Source organism: Micromonospora sp. NBRC 110037, assembly GCF_001652995.1.
Taxonomy (GTDB): domain Bacteria; phylum Actinomycetota; class Actinomycetes; order Mycobacteriales; family Micromonosporaceae; genus Micromonospora; species Micromonospora chalcea.
On sequence record NZ_BBVA01000006.1, the window covers coordinates 309,012 to 332,205 of the forward strand.

Consider the following 23,194-nt stretch of genomic DNA (forward strand, 5'->3'; position numbering starts at 1 on the left):
GAGTGCCAGCGCTGCGGTACGCGCGTCGGCCAACCCGCCGTGAGTCCCGGCGTGCCCACGTACGGCGTGCGCGGACTGGCGGTGGCCGGGGCGTCCGCGGTCGGCGCCGCCACCCTGTGCTACCTGCTCACGGCTCTGTTCCCGCTGGTTGGTGTGCGGATGGCCCGCTCGGCCGCCGAGCAGCTCGACCGGGACGTGCTGCTCGGCGCGGTGCTGGTCGAGGTGCTGTTCACCCTGCCCTACCTGCTCGCCCTGCTGACCGCGGGGACGCTCGTGGTGATCTGGACCTGGCGGGCGCGCAAGAACCTGGACGCCTTCCCGGGCGCCGTGCCGAGCCTGAGCCCGGCGTGGGCGATCGCCGGCTGGCTGGTGCCGTTCGCCAACCTCGTGGTGCCGGCCCGGGTGCTCGCCGACCTGCTCCGGAACAGCGTCTGGCAGCGCCGCCAGTCGTGGCTGGTCGGGGTGTGGTGGGTGAGCTGGCTGGTGTTCCTGATCGGTGACCGGTTCGTCGCGCAGGCGCAGCAGCAGCGGTACGACCGGCTGACCGAGCTGCCCCGCAACGACGCGGAGTTCGGCACGTACGTGCGCTACTACGAGGAGGCGCTCGCGCCCCGGCTGGTGCCGGCCTTGGCCTGCCTGGTCGCCGGGATCGCGTTCGTCGTGCTGATCCGCCGGATCTCCGCCGCCCAGCAGGACCGGCTCGCCCGGGCCGTGCCCGCGTGGCCGGGTCAGCAGGGGTGGCCGGGTCAGCAGGCGTGGCCGGGTCAGCCGGGCGGGCCGGGGCACGCCGACCGGCCCGCTTCCGTCGCGCCGGTGCCGCCCGCGCCGTCGGCCACGTCGGCGCAAATCCCACCGGGGCCGGGTGGCACGATCGGGGCATGACGGAACTGGTCGGTCTCGCCGACGTTCAAGCTGCGCGGGAACTGCTCGGCGGTGTCACCCGTACCACCCCGCTGGAGCCGTCCCGGCCGCTCAGCGCCGCGCTCGGCGGGCCGGTCTGGCTCAAGTGCGAGAACCTGCAACGCGCCGGGTCGTACAAGGTGCGTGGCGCGTACGTGCGGATCTCCCGCCTCTCGGACGAGGAGCGGGGCCGGGGCGTGGTCGCGGCGAGCGCCGGCAACCACGCCCAGGGGGTGGCGCTCGCCGCCGGGCTGGTCGGCGCGCACGCCACCGTCTTCATGCCGGTGAACGCGCCGCTGCCGAAGGTCGCCGCGACCAAGGGGTACGGCGCGCAGGTCGAGCTGGTCGGCAACACGGTGGACGAGTCGCTCGTCGCGGCGCAGACCTTCGCCGAGCGGACCGGTGCGGTGTTCATCCACCCGTTCGACCACGCGGACGTGATCGCCGGTCAGGGCACCGTCGCGCTGGAGATCCTCGAACAGTGCCCGGACGTGCGCACCATCGTGACCGGGGTGGGCGGTGGCGGACTGGTCTCCGGGATGGCGGTGGCGGCCAAGGCGCTGCGTCCCGACGTACGGGTGATCGGGGTCCAGGCGGCGAGCGCCGCCGCCTTCCCGCCCTCGCTGCGGGCCGGCGAGCCGGTACGCCTGCCCTCCTTCGCGACGATCGCCGACGGGATCGCCGTCGGCCGGCCGGGGGAGCTGACCTTCACCCACGTCCGCAAGCTCGTCGACGACGTCGTCACGGTCTCCGAGGAGGACATCTCCCGGGCGCTGCTGATGCTGCTGGAACGCGGCAAGCAGGTGGTCGAGCCGGCCGGCGCGGTAGGGGTGGCGGCGCTGCTGTCCGGCGCGGTTGAGGTGACCGCGCCGGTGGTGGCGGTGCTCTCCGGCGGCAACATCGATCCGCTGCTCATGCTCCGGGTGATCGAGCACGGTCTGGCGGCGGCCGGCCGTTTCCTGCGGATCACGGTGCGCTGCGTCGACCGGCCCGGCCAGCTCGCCTCGCTGCTCGGCGAGATCGCCGAGCACCGCGCCAACGTGGTGGACGTGGTGCACCAGCGGGCCAACCCGCACCTGCGCCTGGGCGAGGTGGAGGTGGCCCTGTCCGTGGAGACGCGCGGGGTGGAGCACTCGGACACCCTGATCAGCGCGTTGCGGGCCAGCGGCTACCAGGTGGTCTTCACCGGCGAGGGCTGAGCCCCTCGGTGGAACACCGACGTCACAGCGGAACGCGAACGCCCCGGCCGGATGATCCGGTCGGGGCGTTCGGGTGTGCGGCTCGGGTCCGAGGAGCCTGTCAGCCTCGGTCGGGTTCGGGACCCGAGCCATCCGGCGCGGGTCCGGAAGGTCAGCCGCTGTACGGCTCGAAGGAGACGATGGTCACCTTGATATCGGCGCCGCTCGGCGCGGTGTAGGTGCAGGTCTGCCCCGCCTTGCCGCCGAGGATGGCCTGGCCGAGCGCGGACTCGGGGCTGTACACCGTCAGGTCGGTGGTGGAGGCGATCTCCCGGGAGCCGAGCAGGAACGTCTCGCTGTCGTCCGCGTCGTCGTCGAAGTAGATCGTCACGACCATGCCCGGCGACACCGCGTCGGTGTCCGGAGCCTCACCGACCTTGGCGGTGCGCAGCAGCTCCTTGAGGTAGAGAATGCGGCCCTCGGCCTTGCCCTGCTCCTCGCGGGCGGCGTGGTAGCCACCGTTCTCCCGCAGGTCGCCCTCCTCGCGCCGGGCGTTGATCTCGGCAGCGATGACCGGCCGGTTGGCGATCAGCTCGTCGAGCTCTGCCTGCAGACGGTCGTAGGCGTCCTGGGACAGCCAGGTGGCGGGCGCCTCGTTTCCATTTGTGGACACAGGCGGTCTCCTCGGTTGGTGCGGACTGGCTGACAGGTGAACTTGCAAGGCTACCAGTGCCGCACACGTCGAGGTGTGCTCAATCACCCCGGTGCCGGCGACGGGACCGGGGTGCGGTTGCCGGCGGCTCGCCGGCGCTCCGGCTCAGCCGGCCGGCCGGCAGCGCAACACCTCACCGATGAACGGCCGGGCGCTCGTGGGCACCTCCTGGCGGGTCCGGATGTGGCGCTGGCCCGGCTCGGCGCTCACAGTGGTCTCGATGCTGCCCACCTGGGCGCCGTCGTGCGAGCGGGCCCGCAGCAGACAGGTGGCGGAGCCACCCGGCGGCACGGTGACCCGGAAGTCGACTGTCACCCGGGAGTCGGTGATGTCGGAGTAGCTGATCATCTCGCCCTGGTACTCCGGGTCGCCGTACTGGTAGTAGAGCTTCGCCGCGCCCAGCCCGAGGACGGCGAGCAGGACCGCCACCGTCAGGGCGAGCAGGACCGGCCGGCGGCGCCCCGGCTCCCGGCGTCGGCCGTACCGGCCGGGCGGGTAGACCGGCGCCTCCGCGGCGACTGTGGCGTGCGTCTCGCTCACCGGCGGGTATCTCCTGGCGTTGTTGTCGGCGGCATCGGCAAGAATGGCTAGGTCCATCTTCCCAGCCCGGCGCTGAGTCAAGGATGGCAGGTCGGCCTGGACCGGCGGGCGTGGCCCTGGCCACTCCGGTGGCGGCCCCCGACCGGCCGTCACGGGGGCTTTCGCGGGCGCGGGGGGAGATTCCGGCAGGTCAGCCGACCGGAGGGTGGTCGGCGGGCACAGACGAGGAGCGCCGAAGGTGGCAGAACAGCTGCGTCTCATGGCGGTGCACGCCCATCCCGACGACGAGTCGAGCAAGGGTGCCGCCACCATGGCGAAATACGTCGCCGAGGGGGTGGACGTCCTCGTCGTCACCGCGACCGGTGGCGAACGGGGCAGCGTGCTCAACCCGAAGATGGACCGCCCCGACGTGTGGGCCAACATCGGTGACATCCGGCGGGCCGAGATGGACGCCGCCCGGGCGATCCTCGGCGTCGAGCAGGCGTGGCTCGGCTTCGTCGACTCCGGGCTGCCCGAGGGCGACCCGCTGCCGCCGCTGCCGGAGGGCTGCTTCGCCCTGCAGGACGTGGACGTCGCCGCCGCGCCGCTGGTGCGCCTGATGCGGCAGTTCCGCCCGCACGTCGTCACCACGTACGACGAGGAGGGCGGCTACCCGCACCCCGACCACATCATGACCCACAAGGTCACCGTGGCGGCGTTCGACGCGGCCGGTGACCCGGAGCGCCATCCCGAGCTGGGCGAGCCGTGGCAGCCGCTCAAGCTCTACTACGACGTGGGCTTCTCCCGGGCCAAGATCATGAGCCTGCACGAGGCGGTGCTCGAAGCCGGGCTCGAATCGCCGTACGGCGAGTGGATGAAGCGCTGGGACGAGCGCCCCGACAAGGGTGCGCGGATCACCACTCGGGTCGAGTGCGCCGACTACTTCCCGGTCCGCGACGACGCCCTGCGCGCCCACGCCACCCAGATCGACCCGGACGGGTTCTGGTTCCAGGTGCCGATGGAGCTGCAGAAGCGCGCCTGGCCGACGGAGGACTTCCAACTCGCCCGGTCGCTGGTGGACAGCCCGCTGCCCGAGTCCGACCTCTTCGCGGGCGTACGGGAGGCGTGCCGTGCCCACTGACCGGGCCGGGGTCTACCCTGGTGCGCAGTCGCACATCGGAGGAACACCATGCTGACCGCCGTCGAGGTGCTCGCACAGAACAACTTCGGTGACACCCGCACGGGTGGTCTGGCCGGTCCGATGGGCCTCTTCCTCATCGTTGCGCTGGCCACCGTCACCGTCCTGCTGATCCGCAACATGAACGCCCGGCTGCGCCGGCTGCCCGACCGCTTCCCGCACCAGGGCACCCCGGGCCGGGCCGATTCCGCAGTCGCCGATCCGACAGAAGGGCTCGTCGAGCAGGATTCACCGACGAACACGCCCAGCGGCTCCCAGCAGCGACGGAACAGCTGAACACCGCGTGAATCACGCCCAAGCCGGTCGTCGCCCCCTGTTGCGACCACCGGCTTTGGCTTAGCCTTCCGCCGGGGGGACCGTCAGGCCCCGGACCCTGCGCGGAAGGGGGACGCCGATGTCGAAGGCAGCACCGGCCCCCGGCCATGCCTCCGCCCGGCCCGGTGACGGGGCGGCCCCGTGACCACCGAGCCGGCCGACCGTCCCCCGGACCGGGTCGGCCTGCGCGGGACGCCGACGGGCGTCGTCGTGTTGACCGTCGCGGTCGCGTTCACCGGTCTGCTGGCCGCCGTCCTCGGCCTGGTCGTCCCGCCGCACCTCCCGGTGGACCACCCGCTGCCCGGCCCGGCGCGGTTCGGCATCGCCACTGTCGCGTTCGCGGTTGCCCAACTCGCCCGGCTGCGCTTCCGTACCGCGTCGGGGATGGTGAGCATCACCTGGGGCGAGGCCGCGCTGGTGGTCTGCCTCTGGCTGGTGCCGGCCGGCTGGCTTCCGGCCGCCGCCCTGCTGGGCGTGGGCACCGCCTGGACCGTGATGTCGGTGGTCTCCGACCGTCGACCGGCCCTGGAACTGGCGGGGATCGCCGGCTCGCTCACCGCCGCCACCGCGCTCGCGGCGGCCGTCGCGACCGCCCTCGGCCCGCCGCTGCTCGCCGCGCCCACCCCGGAACTCGCGCTCACGCTCACCGCCGCCGCGGTGACGTACCTGCTCACCACCGCCTTCCTGGGCGCCGTGACGCTCGCGCTGCGGCACGGCATCCCGATGGGGCCGCCGCTGTTCGCCGCGCTGCGCGGCAAGCTGCTCATGTTCGTCGGCAACGTGGCGGTCGGCCTGGTGGTCGTCGCGCTTCTCGAACTCGACGCGCGCTGGCTGCTGCTCCTGCCGCCGCCGCTCTGGCTGCTCCAGCAGACCTACCGGCACCGGCTGCGGGCCGACCAGGAGCGCCGGACCTGGCGGGCGTTCGCCGAGGCCACCGCCGCGCTCAACCAGCTCGACGAGCGGGGCGTGGCGACCGCCGCGGTGACCGGCGCGCTCACGCTGTTCGGCGCCGAACTGGTCGAGGTCGACGTGGCCCGGGGCGAGGGACGCTGGCGCCGGTACCGGGCCGACCGTGGCGGGCAGGTCCGGGACCGGGAGGTGGAACCCGCCGGGTGCGCCGGCGTCGCCGAGCACGAGTTGATGCGCCGGCTCGTCGTGGGCTCCGCCGAGGTCGGCCGGCTGCGGGTGCGGTTCGCCCGGTCCGCCCCGCCGAGCGCACGGGAACGCGACGGCGTGGCGGCCTTCGGGGACGCGCTCGCCGCCGCCCTGCACGACGCCGCCACGCATCGGGAGCTGCGGCTGGTCACCGCCCGCTCGTCGTACGACGCGGTGCACGACCAGCTCACCGGCCTGCTGAACCGGGCGGCGCTGCTCACCAAGGGGGACCAGGCGTTGCGGCAGCGCCCGCACGACCACCCGGTGGCCCTGCTGCTGCTCGACGTGAACCAGTTCAAGGAGGTGAACGACACGCTCGGGCACTCGGCGGGTGACCAGCTGCTGCGGCTCACCGCCAGCCGCCTCGCCGCGCTGACCCGGCCGGGCGACCTGCTCGGGCGGCTCGGCGGCGACGAGTTCGCGCTGCTGCTGACCTCGGTGCCGATGGTCGAGGACCGGACGGCCCCGCTGGCGTACGCGCTGCGCCAGGCCCGGGAGGTCGCCGAACGCCTCGCCGCCCCGACCGAGGTGGCCGGGGTACGGATGTCCGTCGAGGTGGCAGTGGGCGTGGTGGTGGCCGACGCGGGCGCGGCCGACCTGACCGAGCTGCTGCGGCGCGCCGACATCGCCATGTACCAGGCGAAGGAGGGCGGCGGCAGCGTCGCCGCGTACGACAGCTCCCGCGACGCGGCGAGCACCGACCACCTGGCGTTGCTCGCGGAGATGCGGGAGGCGCTGGCCGCCGACGACCAGCTGGTCCTGGCGTTGCAGCCGGCGGTGGACCTGGCCACCGGCGCGCCGACCGGCGTGGAGGCGCTGATCCGGTGGCGGCACCCGCGCCGGGGATGGCTCGGCCCGGCCGACTTCATCCGCCCGGTGGAGAACAGCGAGCAGCTCGGCAGCTTCACCCGGTACGTGCTGGACAAGGCGCTGGCCGTGGCGTCCGCGTGGGCGCGGGACGGGCTGGACGTCCCCATCTCGGTGAACCTGTCCGCGCGCAGCCTGCTCGACCCGCGACTGCCCGCCGAGATCGACGAGGCGCTTCGCCGCCACCAGGTCCCGCCGCACCGGCTGGTCCTGGAGATCACCGAGACGGTGGTGATGAGCGAGCTGGAGATCATCGACGAGGTGCTGGCCACGCTGCGCGCCATGGGCGTGCAGCTCGCGGTGGACGACTTCGGCACCGGTTTCTCCTCGCTGACGTTCCTCACCCGGATCGCCGTGGACGAGCTGAAGGTGGACCGGTCGTTCGTGCTCCGGATGGCCGACTCGCCCGAGGCGGCGGCGATCGTCCGGACCACCGTCGGGCTGGCCCACGAGTTGGGGCTGCGGGTCGTGGCCGAGGGCGTCGAGACCGCCGAGCAGCGCACCGCGCTGGCCGAGCTGGGCTGCACAGCCGCGCAGGGCTACCACTTCTTCAAGCCGATGCCCGCCGACAAGATCGCCGCGGTGCTCGGGTCGCTGCGCGACGGCGCCCGGGGCAACGTCTTCCCGCTGCGCGCCGACGGCGCATCCTGACGCCTGCCGCACCGGCGGCGTCGGAAGGCGATGGTGGATAGGGTCGGGTGGTGAACCGACTCGCCAAGGCCACCTCGCCCTATCTGCTCCAGCACGCCGACAACCCGGTCGACTGGTGGCCGTGGTGCGAGGAGGCGTTCGCCGAGGCGAACCGGCGCGACGTGCCGGTGCTGATCTCGGTCGGTTACGCGGCCTGCCACTGGTGTCATGTGATGGCTCACGAGTCGTTCGAGAACGAGGCAGTGGCCCGGCTGATGAACGACGACTTCGTCTGCGTGAAGGTCGACCGCGAGGAGCGCCCCGACGTCGACGCGGTCTACATGACCGCCACCCAGGCGATGACCGGGCAGGGCGGCTGGCCGATGACCGTCTTCGCGACGCCGGACGGCACCCCGTTCTTCTGCGGCACGTACTTCCCGCGAGCCAACTTCATCCGCCTGCTCGGCTCGGTCGCCACCGCCTGGCGCGACCAGCGCGAGGCGGTGCTGCGGCAGGGCGCCGCCGTGGTCGAGGCGATCGGCGGCGCGCAGGCGGTCGGCGGCGTGACCGCGCCGCTCACCGCCGACCTGCTCGACGCCGCCGCGAGTCAGCTCGCCCGGGAGTACGACGAGACGAACGGCGGCTTCGGCGGCGCGCCGAAGTTCCCGCCGCACATGAACCTGCTCTTCCTGCTCCGGCACCACCAGCGCACCGGCTCGGCGCGCAGCCTGGAGATCGTCCGGCACACCTGCGAGGCGATGGCCCGTGGCGGCCTCAACGACCAGCTCGCCGGTGGGTTCGCCCGCTACTCGGTGGACGGCCACTGGACGGTGCCGCACTTCGAGAAGATGCTCTACGACAACGCGCTGCTGCTGCGCGTCTACACCCAGCTCTGGCGGCTCACCGGCGACGGGCTGGCCCGCCGGGTGGCCCGGGACACCGCCCGGTTCCTCGCCGACGAGCTGCACCGGGCCGGTGAAGGCTTCGCCTCGGCGCTGGACGCGGACACCGAGGGCGTCGAGGGGCTCACCTACGTCTGGACGCCCGACCAGCTCGTCGAGGTGCTGGGGGCCGACGACGGCCGGTTCGCCGCCGACCTGTTCGAGGTCACCGCCGAGGGCACGTTCGAGCACGGCAGCAGCGTGCTGCGGCTGGCCCGGGACGTCGACGACGCCGACCCGGCGGTGCGGGCCCGCTGGCAGGACGTGGTGGGCCGGCTGCTCGCCGCCCGCGACACCAGCCCGCAGCCGGCCCGCGACGACAAGGTGGTGGCCGCCTGGAACGGGCTGGCGATCACCGCCATCGCCGAGTTCCAGCAGGTCGCCGCGCTGCTCGTGTCCCCGGACGACGAGGACGCGAACCTGATGGACGGCGTGCTGATCGTCTCCGACGGCGCGATGCGGGACGCCGCCGAGCACCTGGCCACCGTGCACGTGGTGGACGGGCGGCTGCGCCGGGTCTCCCGGGACAAGGTCGTGGGCGAGCCGGCCGGTGTGCTGGAGGACTACGGCTGCGTCGCCGAGGCGTTCTGCGCGATGCACCAGCTCACCGGCGAGGGGCGGTGGCTGAGCCTGGCCGGTGAGCTGCTAGATGTGGCGCTGGCCCGGTTCGCCGGCCCGGACGGCGCCTTCTACGACACCGCCGACGACGCCGAGCGCCTGGTCACCCGGCCCGCCGACCCGACCGACAACGCGACCCCGTCGGGCCGCTCGGCGATCGTCGCGGCGCTCGTGGCGTACGCGGCGCTGACCGGGGAGACCCGCTACCGGGAGGCGGCCGAGCAGACGCTGTCGACTGTCGCGCCGATCGTCGACCGGCACGCCCGGTTCACCGGCTATGCCGCCACTGTCGGCGAGGCGCTGCTGTCCGGGCCGTACGAGATCGCGGTGGCGACCGGCGACCCGGAGGGCGACCCGCTGGTGGCCGCCGCCCGGCGCCACGCCCCGCCCGGCGCGGTGGTGGTGGCCGGCGCCCCGGACCAGCCCGGCGTGCCGCTGCTGGCCGGACGGCCGTTCGTCGACGGGCGGCCCGCCGCGTACGTCTGCCGGGGCTTCGTCTGCCAGCGGCCGGTGACCGGCGTCGAGGAGCTGGTCGCGCAGCTCGGCTGAGCGGAGCGGGCCGGGCCGCCCTCGCGGTCCGGCCCGGCACCGGCCCTTATAGGCTGGCGGCGCTATGGACTCCCGTACCGGTCTCCCCGTCGTGGGCATGGTGGGTGGCGGCCAGCTCGCCCGGATGACCCACCAGGCCGCCATCGCCCTCGGCCAGTCGCTGCGCGTGCTGGCGCTCGCCCCGGACGACGGCGCCGCGCTGGTCGCCGCCGACGTCCAGTACGGCGACCACACCGACCTGGCCGCGCTGCGTACGTTCGCCAAGGGCTGCGACGTGGTCACCTTCGACCACGAGCACGTGCCCAACGAGCACATCCGCGCGTTGACCGACGAGGGCGTGAAGCTGTTCCCGCCGGCCGAGGCGCTGGTGCACGCGCAGGACAAGCGGGTGATGCGGGAACGGCTCGGTGAGCTGGGCGCGCCGAACCCGGCCTGGCGTCCGGTGGAGTCCCCGGCCGACCTGATCGCCTTCGGCGAGGAGACCGGCTGGCCGGTGGTGCTCAAGGCCGCCCGGGGCGGCTACGACGGGCGCGGCGTCTGGATGGTCGACGACGCCGGCGCGGCCGGTGAGCTGGCCGCCACGCTGCTCGCCGGTGGCACGCCGCTGCTGGTCGAGGAGCGGGTGGCGCTGCGCCGGGAACTGGCCGTGCAGGTGGCGCGGTCGCCGTTCGGGCAGGTCGCCGCGTACCCCGTGGTGGAGACGGTGCAGCGCGACGGCATCTGCGTCGAGGTGCTGGCGCCCGCGCCCGACCTGCCGGAGGAGCAGGCCGTCGCCGCGCAGCAGCTCGCCATCGACCTCGCGACCGCGCTCGGTGTGGTCGGCCTGCTCGCGGTGGAGCTGTTCGACACGCCGTCCGGGCTGGTAGTCAACGAGCTGGCCATGCGGCCGCACAACTCCGGTCACTGGACCATCGAGGGGGCCCGGACCTCGCAGTTCGAGCAGCACTTGCGGGCGGTCCTCGACTACCCGATGGGGGACACCTCGCTGACCGCGCCGGTCGTGGTGATGGCGAACGTGCTCGGCGGCGAGCCGGGCGGCATCTCCATCGACGAGCGGCTGCACCACCTGTTCGCCGCCGAGCCCGGGGCCAAGGTCCACCTGTACGGCAAGCAGGTCCGCCCCGGCCGCAAGATCGGGCACGTCACCGTGCTCGGCAACGACCTTGAGGACGTACGGGCCCGGGCCGCGCGTGCCGCCCGCTGGCTCCAGGAGGGGCACTGATGAGCACCGTCGGGCTGATCATGGGCAGCGACTCGGACTGGCCGGTCATGCGGGCCGCCGCCGAGGCGCTGGACGAGTTCGGCGTGCCGTACGAGGTGGGCGTGGTCTCGGCGCACCGCACCCCGGGCAAGATGATCGAGTACGGCCGGGCCGCCGCCGGTCGGGGCGTTCAGGTGATCATCGCGGGCGCGGGCGGGGCGGCCCACCTGCCCGGCATGGTCGCCTCGGTCACCCCGCTGCCGGTGATCGGTGTCCCGGTGCCGCTGAAGTACCTGGACGGGATGGACTCGCTGCTGTCCATCGTGCAGATGCCGGCCGGTGTGCCGGTCGCCACCGTCTCGATCGGGAACGCCCGCAACGCCGGCCTGCTGGCGGTACGCATCCTGGGCGCCTCCGACCCGGTGCTGCGCGACAGGATGGCCGCCTACCAGGCGAGCCTGGAGGATCTGGTCGCCGAGAAGGAAGCCGCGCTGCGCGCCTCCCTCACCTGACCGTTCGTCACTCTTCGTGCTTGACTCGGTTGGTTGCTGAGCGTGACCGGCTGGGCGGGCGGCTGTTTGTGCCCTCCGCCGACTTTGCTCTGCAGCCATCGACGCAGCGCGGCCTTGAACTGCGGTTCTGCGTTTCCTCGAAATTGGCTCCGCAACGGCACTCGTCACGGTGGGTGACCGTTGCCTTCGTGGCTGCAGAGCAAAGTCGGCAGAGAGGTGCCCCGCCCGCCCCGGCACTTCGACACGGAGTGTGACCGGACTGAACGGCCGGGGAGACGCCGCGAGCCGGCCGGGCAGGGCGCTGCGGACCGGCTGGGTGAGGTGCCGCGGACCGGCGGGCACGCGGCCCGGCGGCGGGCGAGTCGGGCGTGAGTCGGGCGGTCCCGGCAGCGCCAGGCCCGATCGGCTCACCGCATGCCGCGCAGCGCGGTCTGCAGGCGCTCCTGGGCGCGGCGGCGACGCTCGTTGCTCGCGCCCAGCGCCAGCAGCACGATGCCGACCGGGATCAGCACCAGCCACGGGCCGAGGCTGAACAGCGCGTGCACGGCCGCGATCGCGGTCACCGCGGCGCCCACGATCACCGGGGCCTGCTGCCGGCTGGTCGAGCCGAAGATGAGCACCGCGACGGCGCCGAGCAGCAGCAGCACCTGGCGCAGCATGCTGGAGTCGGTGGCGATCACGATCGCCAGCGTGGGCAGGAAAGCGGTGACGAGCGCCGGGCCGTACGCCACCCAGCTCGACAGGTCGGGCCGGTGGCGCAGTTGCAGCACCCCGACCAGCAGGGCGAGCGCCGCGAACGGCAGCGTGTACGCCTCCGGCAGCGCCACGTCGGCCACCCGCATCAGGATCCACCAGGCGCTGATCTCGCAGGCCACTACCGCCCAGAACAGCAGGTTGCGCTCCATCGGCCGGCGCCCCGGACGGGTGGCCGCCACGCCGAGGACCGCGCCCCACGCGGCCAGCAGCGCGGCGATGTGCCGGGGCGAGTCGTACGCCAGGGCCAGCGCGATGAGCGCCGCCCCGAAGCCGCTCCACTCGACGGTGGCCGCCTCCCGGTACGCCTCGGGGCGGCGCAGCCGGGGCAGCGTGGCGGCGAAGACCTGCAACGCCGCGCCGACAGCGAGTACCCCGAAGGCGGACCAGACCGCGGCGAGCCCGGACTTCAGGCCGACGGTGAGCACGAAGAGTTGCGCCATCAGCGAGCCGAACAGCCAGCCCAGGATGCGGGCGCGCTGGGTGGTGCCGAACAGCGCGGCGACGGCGCCCACGCCCACCGCGCCGCCGAGCGTGAACACGGTCAGGTCGCTGGTGGCGAGGCTGCCGGCCAGCCCGGCGCCACCGGCGGCCAGCCCGAGGGCGAAGACCAGCACCCGGGCCACCCGGATCGACCGGCCCGGCTCGGCCAGCGCCGGCGGTGGGGTCAGCGCCAGGCCGAGCATCGAGATGGTGAACACCGCCAGCGCGGCCAGCGCGGTCACCGGCCAGCCCCGGCCGAGCGCCACCGGCGTGATCAGCAGCGTGACCGCCGCCCCGGGCAGGATCACCGGCACCGCACGGGACCGCCGGCCCCCGCTGAACCCGGTGGCGGCGAGCGCCGCTGTCACTGTGAGCAGCAGCGCGGTGAGCACGTGGGTGGGATTCACCGCGTTCGCCGGCGGGGTCAGCAGCTCCGGTGGCGGCCCCTGCCACACCCGGCTCAGCACCGCGAACGGCGAGAACAACGCCACCACAAGCGCGGGCGCCAGTGTGGCCAGCGCCAGCGCGGTGGGCAACGCCGCGGCGGCGAGCGCGCCGGCGGCCGGGCTGACCCGCCAGCGCAGCACCGGATCGTCCGGGTCACGTCGCATCGCCCCGTTCAGCAGGACGGTCCAGCGGCGTACCGGCCGGGCCGAGCCGGCGGGCGGGACCGTGGCGGCCCGTACCAGTTCGGCGAGCACGCCGAGCAGCGCGGCGGCGGCGGCGAACACGCCCGCCGGCAGGCCGACCGCGAGCGCGGCGGCAGCGGTGACGGTGGCCGCGCCGACCACCGCCACGCTGGCGAACGGGAGGTACTGCGGCACGTACCGGCGCGCGGCCGCGATCGCGGCCAGACCGATGCTGGTGGCGGCCAGCGCGGCGGTCAGCACCACCTGGGGCGGGTGGCCGAACGCGGCGGCCAGGGCGGCCACCGCGCCGGGCAGGGCGAGCACCGCGGCGCCCGCGCCTGCGCCGCCCACCTGCACCAGGTGCGGCGGCATGCCCTCGGCGCGTACGTCGTCCACGAGCGACGGCGCGAGCGTACGGGCCAGGGCGGCCACCGTCGCCCCGATCAGCGCGATGCTGCCGAGCGCCAGCGCCGTGGTCCCCGGGCGGACCAGTCCCGCCCCGGCCGCGTGCAGCGCGACCACACCGGCCACCGTGGCCCGGGACAGCGAGGCCCGGGGATCGACAGCGGCCACGGCCGCCATGCCGTAGACAGTGGCCACCATTGCGCCCACCACCACCGGGGACCACCAGGGCAACTCGAACGCGGCCGGCGCGCCCACCGTGGCGAGCACGACGGCCAGGCCAGAAACGTCGTACTTCCACGGCGCCGGCAGCAGGACGGCGGCGGTCACCGCGAGCAGCACCAGCGCGACCGGTGCCTGCCAGGTCGACCCGCCCGTCGGCGCGGCCGGCCACCCGCTCAGGTCCCCGGCCCAGATCGGGCCGGGGGTGGCCAGCACGCCGAGCCCGCCGCGCAGCGCGCTCCAGGCGGCGATCAGGCCGAGGAGCAGGCCACCGGCGGCGATGCCGAGGATCGGTCCGCGCCGCCACTCCTCCGGCAGCGCCCGGGCCGCCACCGCGACCAGCAGCACCAGCGCGGAGGCCACCACGAGCTGACCGCCGGGGGCGAGCACCGCGGCGATCCGGGCCAGCGTGGCGACGAGCGCCACGGTGGTGGCGGCCAGGGCCAGGTCGGACCCGTCCAGGGACATGTCGGCGCGGCGCCCCGCGTCGATGCGCGGCGCGAGCGCCAGCAGCGCGGCGGCGACCAGGAGCAGACTGCCCACCCAGGCGTCCGCCGAGGTCGCGCCCGGCGCGCCGAACGCGGCGGCGGCGACGGCCACCGTGCCGAGCACGGTGCCCAGCGCGTGCGGAATGCTCAGGTGCCGCTGCGCCACCTGCACCAGGGCGGCGTAGCCGAGCGTGACGCAGACGGCGAGGAAGCTCGCCGCGAGGATCGGAACGGTGATCTCGCGCAGGTTCGCCGGAGTGGCGATCGGCGGGGTCGGCGCGGTGGCGGCGACGAACGCGGCGACGGCGCCCGGCAGTGCGAACGCCGCGCCGCCGGCCGCCCAGGCGCAGACGGTGTCGGTCGCGGCGGCGGCGAGCCGGACCCGAGGGGCGAGGGAGACCAGCGCGCCGGCCAGGAAGAGCAGCGTCAGCGCTGCGGCGGTCAGCGCCGGCCGGGCGAGCGCGGCGCCGGCGCCGATCAGGCCCAGCCCGGCCGCGGTGACCGCGTGTGTCACCGCCGCGCGTTCGGTGCCGGCGCTCAGGCCGAGCACACCGACGACGACCGCGGTCAGCAGCATCGGCCAGCAGGCCGCCGCCCACCCCAGGCCGAGCGACGCGGGTACGGCGAGCGCGGTGAGCGCCGCGCCGACCACCGCGAACTCACGCCGGATCTCGGGCGGCAGCGCGATCACGGCGGCGACGGTGAGCAGCAGCGCGCTGGCGGCGAGCTGCCAGCCGGTCGGGCCGACCGCCCGGGCCAGCTCGGCGTGCCATCCGCTCAGGTCCGCCGACCAGGCCGGCAGCGCGGCCCGGAGCGGCGCCAGCCCGGCGCGCAGCGCGCCACCGGCGACCACCAGGCCGCTGACCGTGAGCGCCACCGCCGACGCGAGCTGCGGACCCCGCCGGGCCGCCTCCGGTACGGCCCGGACGGCGAGCCCGGTCAGCGCGATGACGGCGGAGATCAGCAGCAGGGACCGGCCCGGCAGGGCCACCGAGGCGACCCGGCCGAGCGCGCCGATCACCGCGAGCGTGAGGATGCCGGCGCCGACATCGGGCAGCGGCGGCCGGCGCAGCACGAGCGTGCCGGCCAGCGCGACCAGGGCGGCGAGCAGCAGCACCGCGCCCGATGCGGCGGCCGGCGGGACGGTGGCGGCGCGCAGCAGGCCGGTGACCGCGTACGCCAGCGCGACAGCGACCGCCACGCCGTGCAGCAGCCAGGTCAGCTCGGGCAGCCACGGCACCGGCCGGGCGGTGGCGGCCGGCTCCGGGGGAGCGTCCCCGCCGAGCACCTCGCCGACCTCCTCCGGCGCCGACTCGGGCCGGTCCTCGTCGGCGCGTTGCCGGGGCGGGACGGGCAGGGTCGGCGCGGTGGCGGGCAGGTCACGCCGGACCGGCCGCTCACGTACCACAGCGGAACGGACGAGCGCGAGGTCGAGCACGGCCACCACGGTGAGCACCAGCGCCCAGCCGACCGGCCCGGTGATCCGCTCGTACGCCAGCAGCGGCAGCACCGGCTGGGCGGCGAGCACTGTGGCGAAGCGTGGCGCGCGCAGACCCGTCCCGTACGCGTACCCCAGGGCGACGAGCGTGGTGACCAGGAAGATCGTCCCGGCGAACGCGGCACCTGATCCGTCGCCGCCGATCCGGTCCACGGCCCAGAGCGCGTACCCGGCCAGCGGCACCAGCAGCAACCCGACCGCGGCGACGGTCTCGGCGGTGGAGGTCAGCCCGCGCCGGGCCAGGACCGGCGGGGCGACGAGCATCAGCGCCGTCGCCACCAGCAGTACGCCGAGACGCGCCAGCGCGTCCATCGAGCTGGTGGCCACCGCCGCGAAGACCACCGCGGCGACGCCGAGCAGGAGCGCGCCCAGCCCCAGCGGGATGTTCTGCACCTCGCGCGAGGACGCCTCGGGCGGGTGCTCCGGGTCGTCCGCATCGAGCCAGCGGGGGCGACCGCGCGGCGGCGACGGGGGCAGGTCCTCCGGCGGCCCGGGCGGCGAGGTGCCCTGGCGGGGCACCCGGGGCGGCGCGCCGGTGGCGGCGGTGGGCGGGCGGCGGCCGGGCCGGCGGCGCAGGACCCGGCGCGGCCGGGTGGCCTGCCGGACCCGTTCCTCACCGGCGTGCGCCAGGATGTCCCGCTGGAAGAGGGCAGCCTGCATCTTGGCGGCGATCTGCCGCTGTTCCCGGGCGATCTCGGCGTCGCGGGCCTTCATCTCGGCGATCGAGCGCTCGATGTCGGCCAGGTGCTCGGCCCACTGCGGCTGGTGCGCGCCGCAGTGCGGGCAGACGACGGCGGGCTTGATGTCCTGCCCGCACGAGGCGCACCTGAAGCTCTCCACGACAGTCTCCCGTCCGCCCGTGCCCTCGCACTGTGGACCTCCCAGAGGCAGCATGCCTTGAGTGGGCCGGGATTTCGACAGTTGCCGCCGCGTTCCGGACAACAAAAAGCGGACCGGCCGCCGGGAGACGTTCCCGGCGGCCGGTCCGCGCGGTCAGCGGATCAGGGGCGGCCCATGCCGCGGTACTCCCAGCCGGCCTGCGTCCACAGTGTGGAGTCGAGGCAGTTGCGCCCGTCGACCACCTTGCGGCCGTTGGCCAGCTCGCCCAGGGCCACCGGGTCGGCGTTGCGGAACTCGGCCCACTCGGTGAGTACGCAGACCAGGTCGGCGCCGCGGACGGCGTCGTTCATGGTCTCCTCGTACGTCAGCTCGGGCACCGCGCGGCGCGCGTTCTCGATCCCCTGCGGGTCGAACACGTGCACGTCGGCGCCGGCCTTGCCGAGCAGCGCGGCGACCGCGAGCGCCGGCGCGTCGCGTACGTCGTCGGTGTTGGGCTTGAACGTGGCGCCGAGCACCGCGACGCGGGTGCCGGACAGGTCCGGCCCGGCCGGGCCGGAGCGGCGGCCGAGCAACTCGGCGGCGAGCTGCACGACGCGGCTGCGCCGGCGCAGGTTGATCAGGTCGACCTCGTGCAGGAAGCGCAGCGCCTCACCGGCGCCCAGCTCCTGCGCGCGGGCCTGGAAGGCGCGGATGTCCTTGGGCAGGCACGCGCCGCCGAAGCCGAGTCCGGCCTGGAGGAAGCGGTTGCCGATGCGCGGGTCGTAGCCGATCGAGCGGGCCAGCTGGGTGACGTCGCCGCCGGCGGCCTCGCAGACCTCCGCCATCGCGTTGATGAAGGAGATCTTGGTGGCGAGGAACGCGTTCGCGGCGACCTTGACCAGCTCGGCGGTGGCGAAGTCGGTGACCACGAGCGGTACCTCGCGGTCCTCGGTGGCGGCGAGGTCGAAGACGCCCTTGTGCGCGGCGTAGAGCATGCCGTTGGCCCACTCGCTCTTGACGCCGACCACGATCCGGTTCGGACGCAGCACGTCGTCGACGGCGAAGCCCTCCTGGAGGAACTCGGGGCTCCACGCCACCTCGACGCCGAGGTCGGCCGGGCTGTGCTTGCCGACGAGCTGCTCCACCCACTCGGCGGTGCCCACCGGCACGGTGGACTTGCCGACGATCAGCGCCTTACGGGTCAGGTGCTGGGCCAGGCTGGTCACGGACGCCTCGACGTACGACAGGTCGGCGCCCATGCCGTCGGCCCGCTGCGGGGTGCCGACGCAGATGAAGTGGACGTCGCCGAAGTCGGCGGTCTCGTTGATGTCCGTGCTGAATCGCAGCCGGCCCGCGGCCAGGTTGCGCCGCAGCAGCTCGTCGAGGCCGGGCTCGTGGATCGGCACCTCACCGGCGTTCAGCTTGGCGATCTTGTCTGCGTCGACGTCGAAGCCGAGCACCTCGTAGCCCAGTTCGGCGTAGCAGATGGCGTAGGTCGCACCGAGGTAGCCGGTGCCGAGGAACGTCACCCGGGGGCGGGGGGCGCCGGACGGCGGGGTCACCGCGGCGATGGCGGGCATCGGCTGGGTGTTCGGGTACGGAATCGTCACGCCTGTCTTCTCCGCTCGCACTGGCGGCGCTTCCATGCGTCGCATTCTGCTGGGGGCGCCTGGGCCGGGCACCGAGGGAACTGAATTTCTGCTGTGAGGGTAGTGGGGCCGGGCGGGCGACGCTCGGGCGCGAGCCTACCCGCCGGTAAGGTCCGGCAGGGGCCGGTGGCTATCCTTCAGTTTGCGGCAGTCTTCGGCCCCCGGGCGGTACAGACTGCGCATGATAGCGGTGAAAGGGGAGGGCCGACATGGCCGCAGAGCAGTCGTTCGACGTCTACCGGTTGCCGGAGGAGCACGAGGCGATCCGGGAGGCGGTCCGTGAGGTCTGTGCGGCCAAGGTGGCACCGCATGCCGCTGAGGCCGATGAGACAGGTGAGTTCCCGAAGGCGTCCTACGAGGCGCTGCGGTCCGCCGACTTCCACGCCCCGCACATCCCGGTCGAGTACGGCGGCGCCGGCGCGGACGCGCTGGCCACGGCCATCGTGATCGAGGAGGTGGCGCGGGCCTGCGCCTCGTCCTCGCTGATCCCGGCGGTGAACAAGCTGGGCACCATGCCGCTGCTGCTGGCCGGCTCCGAGGAGCTGAAGCGCAAGTACCTGACTCCGGTAGCGGCCGGGGAGGGCATGTTCTCCTACTGCCTCTCCGAGCCGGAGGCGGGCTCCGACGCCGCCGCGATGACCACCAAGGCGGTACGCGACGGCGACCATTGGGTGCTCAACGGCGTGAAGCGGTGGATCACCAACGCGGGCGTCTCCGAGTACTACACCGTCTTCGCCGTGACCGATCCCACAGCCCGGTCGAAGGGCATCTCCGCCTTCGTCGTGGAGAAGTCCGACCCGGGCGTCAGCTTCGGCGCCCCGGAGAAGAAGCTCGGCATCAAGGGCTCGCCGACCCGCGAGGTCTACTTCGACAACGTACGGATCCCGGCCGACCGCATGATCGGCGCCGAGGGCACCGGCTTCGCCACCGCGATGAAGACGCTGGACCACACCCGGGTCACCATCGCCGCGCAGGCCGTCGGCATCGCCCAGGGCGCGCTGGACTACGCCAAGGGCTACGTCCAGGAGCGCAAGCAGTTCGGCAAGCCGGTCGCCGACTTCCAGGGCATCCAGTTCATGCTCGCCGACATGGGCATGAAGCTGGAGGCGGCCCGGCAGCTCACGTACGCCGCCGCCGGCCGGTCCGAGCGCGGCGACGCGGATCTGACCTACTTCGGCGCGGCCGCGAAGTGCTTCGCCTCGGACGCCGCCATGGAGATCACCACCGACGCGGTCCAGCTGCTCGGCGGCTACGGCTACACCCGCGACTACCCGGTCGAGCGGATGATGCGGGACGCCAAGATCACCCAGATCTACGAGGGCACCAACCAGGTGCAGCGCATCGTCATGGCCCGTCAGCTGCTCAAGGGCTGACCGGAGGCGTTCGGGCGGGCGGGCCGGTGCACACCGGCCCGCCCGCGCTCGTTCAACGGCTCTCGGTGCCCTCCGGCCGGCCCGCGCCGCGCGGCGGGGCGGACCACGGCGACTCGCCGCCGGTACGGCGGGGCAGCGGCTCGGTCGGGCTCTCGGGGTACGCCAGCGTGAGCGGTGGCGTGTCCGGGTCCTTCGCCGGCGCCGGAGGCCAGTCGGTGAGCGTCGGCTTGTGCTCCACCGGCGCGGCGGCCGGGGTCAGCTCCGCCTCGGCCGGCGCGGGTGTGGCGGGACGCCGCCAGCGGCTCGTGCTGAACACGGCCATCAGCAGCAGCACGCCGATGAGGAACAGCGTGCCGTTGTCGAGCGGGTCGCGCAGCGGCAGCGGGTCACCGAGCAGCTTCAGGTCACCGGGCACCCGGTCCCGCACGCTGAACGGCGCGACGAACAGCCCGAGGTACGGGACCGCGAGCAGCAGGCCGGCCACGAGCGGGCCGAGCGGCGAGAAGCGCAACGTGCCGAGCAGGCCGAGCAGGATGCCGGCGACGCCCAGATAGACGGCCGGCTCGATCAGGTTCGGCGTGCTGTACGTCCCGATCTCCACCCAGCGGTCGACGGTCCGCTCAGATCCGTCCTGACCGAGCGTGACGAGCACCCAGGTGACGGGCGCCACCGCCAACCCGGCGAGGAAGCTCCAGAGATGTCGCATCCGCGCACCGTACCGTTTTCGGCATGACAGATCATCCCGCGGTCCCGCCGGGTAAGCCGACCTCGTACTCCCGCGTCACGCTCAGTCGCATCATGACCGCGGTCGATGTCAATCTGTACGGGACCGTGCACGGTGGGGTACTGATGAAATTCGTGGACGACGTTGCTGGCGCGGCGGCGGCCCGGCACAGTGGCGGCACCGCGGTGACCGCCTCCATCGATGAGATCGTCTTCTCCGAGCCGGTCCGGGTGGGCGACCTCGTGCACGCGCACGCCCAGATCAACTGGACCGGCAGCACCTCGATGGAGGTCGGCGTGAAGGTGGTCGCCGAGCGCTGGGACTCGGCCGAGGAGGAACCGGTCCGGGTCGCCACCGCGTACCTGGTCTTCGTGGGCGTCGACGTGGGTGGCACGCCCCGTCCGGTCCGGCCGGTGCTGCCGGAGACGCCGGAGGACGAGCGCCGCTTCCGGGAGGCCGAGATCCGGCGGGCGCACCGGCTGGCCCGCCGCCGGGCGATCCAGGCCCACCGCGCCGGCTGAGGTGTAAGGAAGGGCCCCTTGTTAACGCCTCCGGTAGAGGAGGGGACCCCTATTAACACCCCCGCCGACACACGCCGCCTCCACCGGCGCCTGGACACCCGCGGAGGGCGAGGTGTTAACAAGGGGCCCTTTCTCTACCGGAGGCGTTAACAGGGGGCCCTTCCTTACACGCGGGCCACATGGGGTGGGGGTGCGGGGTGTGGGCGGGCCACGCCCCGTGCGCCGTGCCCGGCGCGGACAATGGCGGCACGAGGTAGGGCAAGATGGCGCCACGGCCCCGGCACACCGTCGTGGCAGGGCCTCAGGGAGGGTGGATCAGTGGCTGACGTGCTGTGGACGCCGCCGGCGGACGTGCGGGAGCGGTCCCGGATCGGTGACTACCTGCGCTGGCTGGCCGAGCACCGCGGGCTGGAGTTCGCCGACTACGACGCGCTGTGGCAGTGGTCGGTGACCGACCTGGAGGCGTTCTGGCGCTCGATCTGGGACTGGTTCGACGTGGTCGCGCACACCCCGCCGACGGCGACGCTGACCGACCGGGCCATGCCCGGCGCCCGCTGGTTCCCCGGCGCGACGCTCAACTACGCCGAGAACGTGCTGCGCATGCCGGGGCTGGGCGACGACGACCCGGCGGTGATCGCGCACGGGCAGACCCGTGCCCCGGAGACGCTCACCGCCGTCGAGCTGCGCGAGCGGGTCCGCCGGGTGGCGGCCGGGCTGCGCCGCCTCGGCGTGGGTGCGGGCGACCGGGTGGCCGCGTACGCGCCGAACATCCCGGAGACGTACGTCCTGCTGCTCGCCACCGCCAGCCTCGGCGCGATCTTCTCCTCCTGCGCGCCCGAGTTCGGCACCCGCAGCGTCACCGACCGCTGGCAGCAGATCGAACCGACGGTGCTGGTTGCAGTGGACGGCTACCGGTACGGCGACAAGCCTGTGGACAGGCGCGCCGAGGTGGCCGCGATCCGGGCCGCGCTGCCGTCGCTGCGGCACACGGTCGCCATCGCGTACCTCGATCCGGACGGCCGGGCCCCCGACGGCGCGCTGCCGTGGGCGGAGCTGGCGGCGCCGACCGACGAGCCGTTGACGTTCACGCCGGTGGCGTTCGACCACCCGCTCTACGTGCTCTACTCCTCCGGCACCACCGGCCTGCCCAAGCCGATCGTGCACGGCCACGGCGGCATCCTGCTGGAACACCTCAAGATGCTGGCGCTGCACCACGACCTGGGTCCGTCCGACCGGTTCCTGTGGTTCACCACGACCGGCTGGATGATGTGGAACTTCCTGGTCTCCGGCCCGGCGGTGGGCGCGGCGATCGTGCTGTTCGACGGCAACCCGGGCCACCCCGACCTGGGCGCGCTGTGGCGGCTGGCCGCCGACACCGGCACCACGTACTTCGGCACGTCCGCGCCGTTCCTGCTGGCCTGCCGCAAGGCCGGCCTGGTGCCGCGCGAGGTCGCCGACCTGTCCGCGGTGCGCGGCCTCGGCTCGACCGGCGCGCCGCTGCCGGCCGAGGGCTTCACCTGGGTGTACGAGAACGTCAGCGACCGCCTCCAGCTCCAGTCGCTGTCCGGCGGCACTGATGTGTGCACCGGGTTCGTCGGCGGCGTGCCGCTGCTGCCGGTGTACGCGGGGGAGATCGCCTGCCGGGCGCTGGGCGCGAAGGTGGAGGCCCGCTCGGCCGACGGCAGCGCGGTGATCGGGCAGCTCGGCGAGCTGGTGATCACCGAGCCGATGCCGAGCATGCCGGTCGGGTTCTGGAACGACAGGGACGGCGCGCGCTACCGGGAGGCGTACTTCGAGGTCTATCCCGGGGTGTGGCGGCACGGCGACTGGATCACCGTGAACGAGCGCGGCGGGTGCGTGATCACCGGCCGGTCCGACGCCACGCTCAACCGGGGCGGCGTACGCCTCGGGACGGCCGAGTTCTACTCGGTGGTCGAGGGGCTGGACGAGGTGGTCGACTCGGTGGTCGTGCACCTGGAGGACGACGAGGGCGGCGCGGGTGAGCTGCTGCTGTTCGTGGTGCTCGCCGAGGGCCTGGAGCTGGACGACGACATGCGTAAGAAGATCTGCCGGGAGCTGCGTACCGCGCTGTCGCCGCGGCACGTGCCGGACGAGATCCACCAGGTCCGGGCCGTGCCGAGAACGTTGAGCGCCAAGAAGCTGGAGGTCCCGGTCAAGAAGATCCTCACGGGCACCCCGGTGGACAGCGCGGCGGCCAAGGGCGCCCTGGCCAACCCCGAGTCCCTGACGGCGTTCGCCGCCCTGGCCCAGCGCCGGTCCACCACCGACAGCCCCGTCTCGCGTCGCTGATCCCGCCGTCCCCGTCGACCCGCCCGTT

The 23,194-nt window shown here is 74.0% G+C and carries 16 protein-coding genes; 11 read left to right on the top strand and 5 right to left on the bottom strand.

The genetic code is table 11. From position 1 onward, the window contains the following. Positions 1-51 precede the first annotated feature (51 nt). Positions 52-882: a DUF4328 domain-containing protein gene (locus A4R25_RS19880; protein WP_231915585.1), complete on the top strand. Its 831-nt coding sequence runs from the start codon at positions 52-54 to the stop codon at positions 880-882. Beyond that, the gene (gene ilvA, locus A4R25_RS19885; RefSeq protein ID WP_064447697.1) at positions 879-2,099 is read left to right on the top strand and encodes a threonine ammonia-lyase; all 1,221 of its coding nucleotides are present in this window, start codon (positions 879-881) and stop codon (positions 2,097-2,099) included. Before A4R25_RS19880 ends, ilvA begins: the two co-directional genes overlap by 4 nt. A 151-nt stretch (positions 2,100-2,250) precedes the next feature. Here ilvA and greA read toward each other — a convergent pair whose 3' ends face one another. Both greA and A4R25_RS19895 read right to left on the bottom strand, forming a co-directional pair. After that, positions 2,251-2,751 carry a transcription elongation factor GreA gene (gene greA / locus A4R25_RS19890; protein ID WP_043326508.1) on the bottom strand — a complete coding sequence of 167 codons (501 nt, stop codon included), beginning with the start codon at positions 2,749-2,751 and terminating at the stop codon, positions 2,251-2,253. A gap of 144 nt (positions 2,752-2,895) precedes the next feature. Continuing rightward, positions 2,896-3,330, bottom strand: a complete 435-nt coding sequence (locus tag A4R25_RS19895) for a DUF4307 domain-containing protein (protein WP_043326506.1) — start codon at positions 3,328-3,330, stop codon at positions 2,896-2,898. A gap of 238 nt (positions 3,331-3,568) precedes the next feature. On the opposite strand from A4R25_RS19895, the gene mca reads away from it, so the two are divergent. The 6 genes from mca to purE all read left to right on the top strand — a co-directional run bounded on the left by mca (position 3,569) and on the right by purE (position 11,295). After that, entirely contained in the window at positions 3,569-4,450 is an 882-nt protein-coding gene (gene mca / locus A4R25_RS19900) for a mycothiol conjugate amidase Mca (protein ID WP_043326504.1), read from the top strand. A 48-nt stretch (positions 4,451-4,498) separates the two neighbouring features. After that, positions 4,499-4,783 (top strand): hypothetical protein, encoded by a 285-nt coding sequence (locus A4R25_RS19905; RefSeq protein ID WP_043326501.1) that lies wholly within the window; start codon positions 4,499-4,501, stop codon positions 4,781-4,783. Positions 4,784-5,005: 222 nt separating this feature from the next. Next, on the top strand, positions 5,006-7,495 hold the full coding sequence (locus tag A4R25_RS19910; protein ID WP_064447763.1) for a bifunctional diguanylate cyclase/phosphodiesterase: 2,490 nt from the start codon (positions 5,006-5,008) through the stop codon (positions 7,493-7,495). A gap of 50 nt (positions 7,496-7,545) precedes the next feature. Further along, a complete protein-coding gene (locus A4R25_RS19915) occupies positions 7,546-9,582 on the top strand; it encodes a thioredoxin domain-containing protein (RefSeq protein ID WP_064447764.1) in 2,037 nt (678 codons plus the stop codon). Between the two features lie 64 nt (positions 9,583-9,646). Continuing rightward, positions 9,647-10,804, top strand: coding sequence for a 5-(carboxyamino)imidazole ribonucleotide synthase (locus A4R25_RS19920; RefSeq protein WP_064447698.1), 1,158 nt, complete (start codon positions 9,647-9,649; stop codon positions 10,802-10,804). Then, a complete protein-coding gene (purE, locus tag A4R25_RS19925; RefSeq protein WP_043326491.1) occupies positions 10,804-11,295 on the top strand; it encodes a 5-(carboxyamino)imidazole ribonucleotide mutase in 492 nt (163 codons plus the stop codon). Before A4R25_RS19920 ends, purE begins: the two co-directional genes overlap by 1 nt. Positions 11,296-11,702: 407 nt before the next feature. Here the strand turns inward: purE and A4R25_RS19930 are convergent, their stop codons facing one another. Together A4R25_RS19930 and A4R25_RS19935 are read right to left on the bottom strand one after the other, a co-directional pair. Then, positions 11,703-16,610 carry an SCO7613 C-terminal domain-containing membrane protein gene (locus A4R25_RS19930; protein WP_064447699.1) on the bottom strand — a complete coding sequence of 1,636 codons (4,908 nt, stop codon included), beginning with the start codon at positions 16,608-16,610 and terminating at the stop codon, positions 11,703-11,705. Positions 16,611-16,771: 161 nt separating this feature from the next. Beyond that, positions 16,772-18,199, bottom strand: a complete 1,428-nt coding sequence (locus tag A4R25_RS19935; protein WP_043326489.1) for a UDP-glucose/GDP-mannose dehydrogenase family protein — start codon at positions 18,197-18,199, stop codon at positions 16,772-16,774. A gap of 248 nt (positions 18,200-18,447) precedes the next feature. Between A4R25_RS19935 and A4R25_RS19940 the strand changes: the two genes are divergently transcribed. After that, on the top strand, positions 18,448-19,611 hold the full coding sequence (locus tag A4R25_RS19940) for an acyl-CoA dehydrogenase family protein (protein WP_043326488.1): 1,164 nt from the start codon (positions 18,448-18,450) through the stop codon (positions 19,609-19,611). 52 nt (positions 19,612-19,663) lie between these two features. On the opposite strand, the gene A4R25_RS19945 is transcribed toward A4R25_RS19940, so the two are convergent. Beyond that, positions 19,664-20,317, bottom strand: coding sequence for a hypothetical protein (locus A4R25_RS19945; RefSeq protein ID WP_064447700.1), 654 nt, complete (start codon positions 20,315-20,317; stop codon positions 19,664-19,666). 23 nt (positions 20,318-20,340) lie between these two features. On the opposite strand from A4R25_RS19945, the gene A4R25_RS19950 reads away from it, so the two are divergent. After that, positions 20,341-20,856 (top strand): acyl-CoA thioesterase, encoded by a 516-nt coding sequence (locus A4R25_RS19950; RefSeq protein WP_030501344.1) that lies wholly within the window; start codon positions 20,341-20,343, stop codon positions 20,854-20,856. A gap of 318 nt (positions 20,857-21,174) precedes the next feature. Continuing rightward, a complete protein-coding gene (locus tag A4R25_RS19955; RefSeq protein WP_064447701.1) occupies positions 21,175-23,166 on the top strand; it encodes an acetoacetate--CoA ligase in 1,992 nt (663 codons plus the stop codon). Positions 23,167-23,194: the final 28 nt, after the last annotated feature.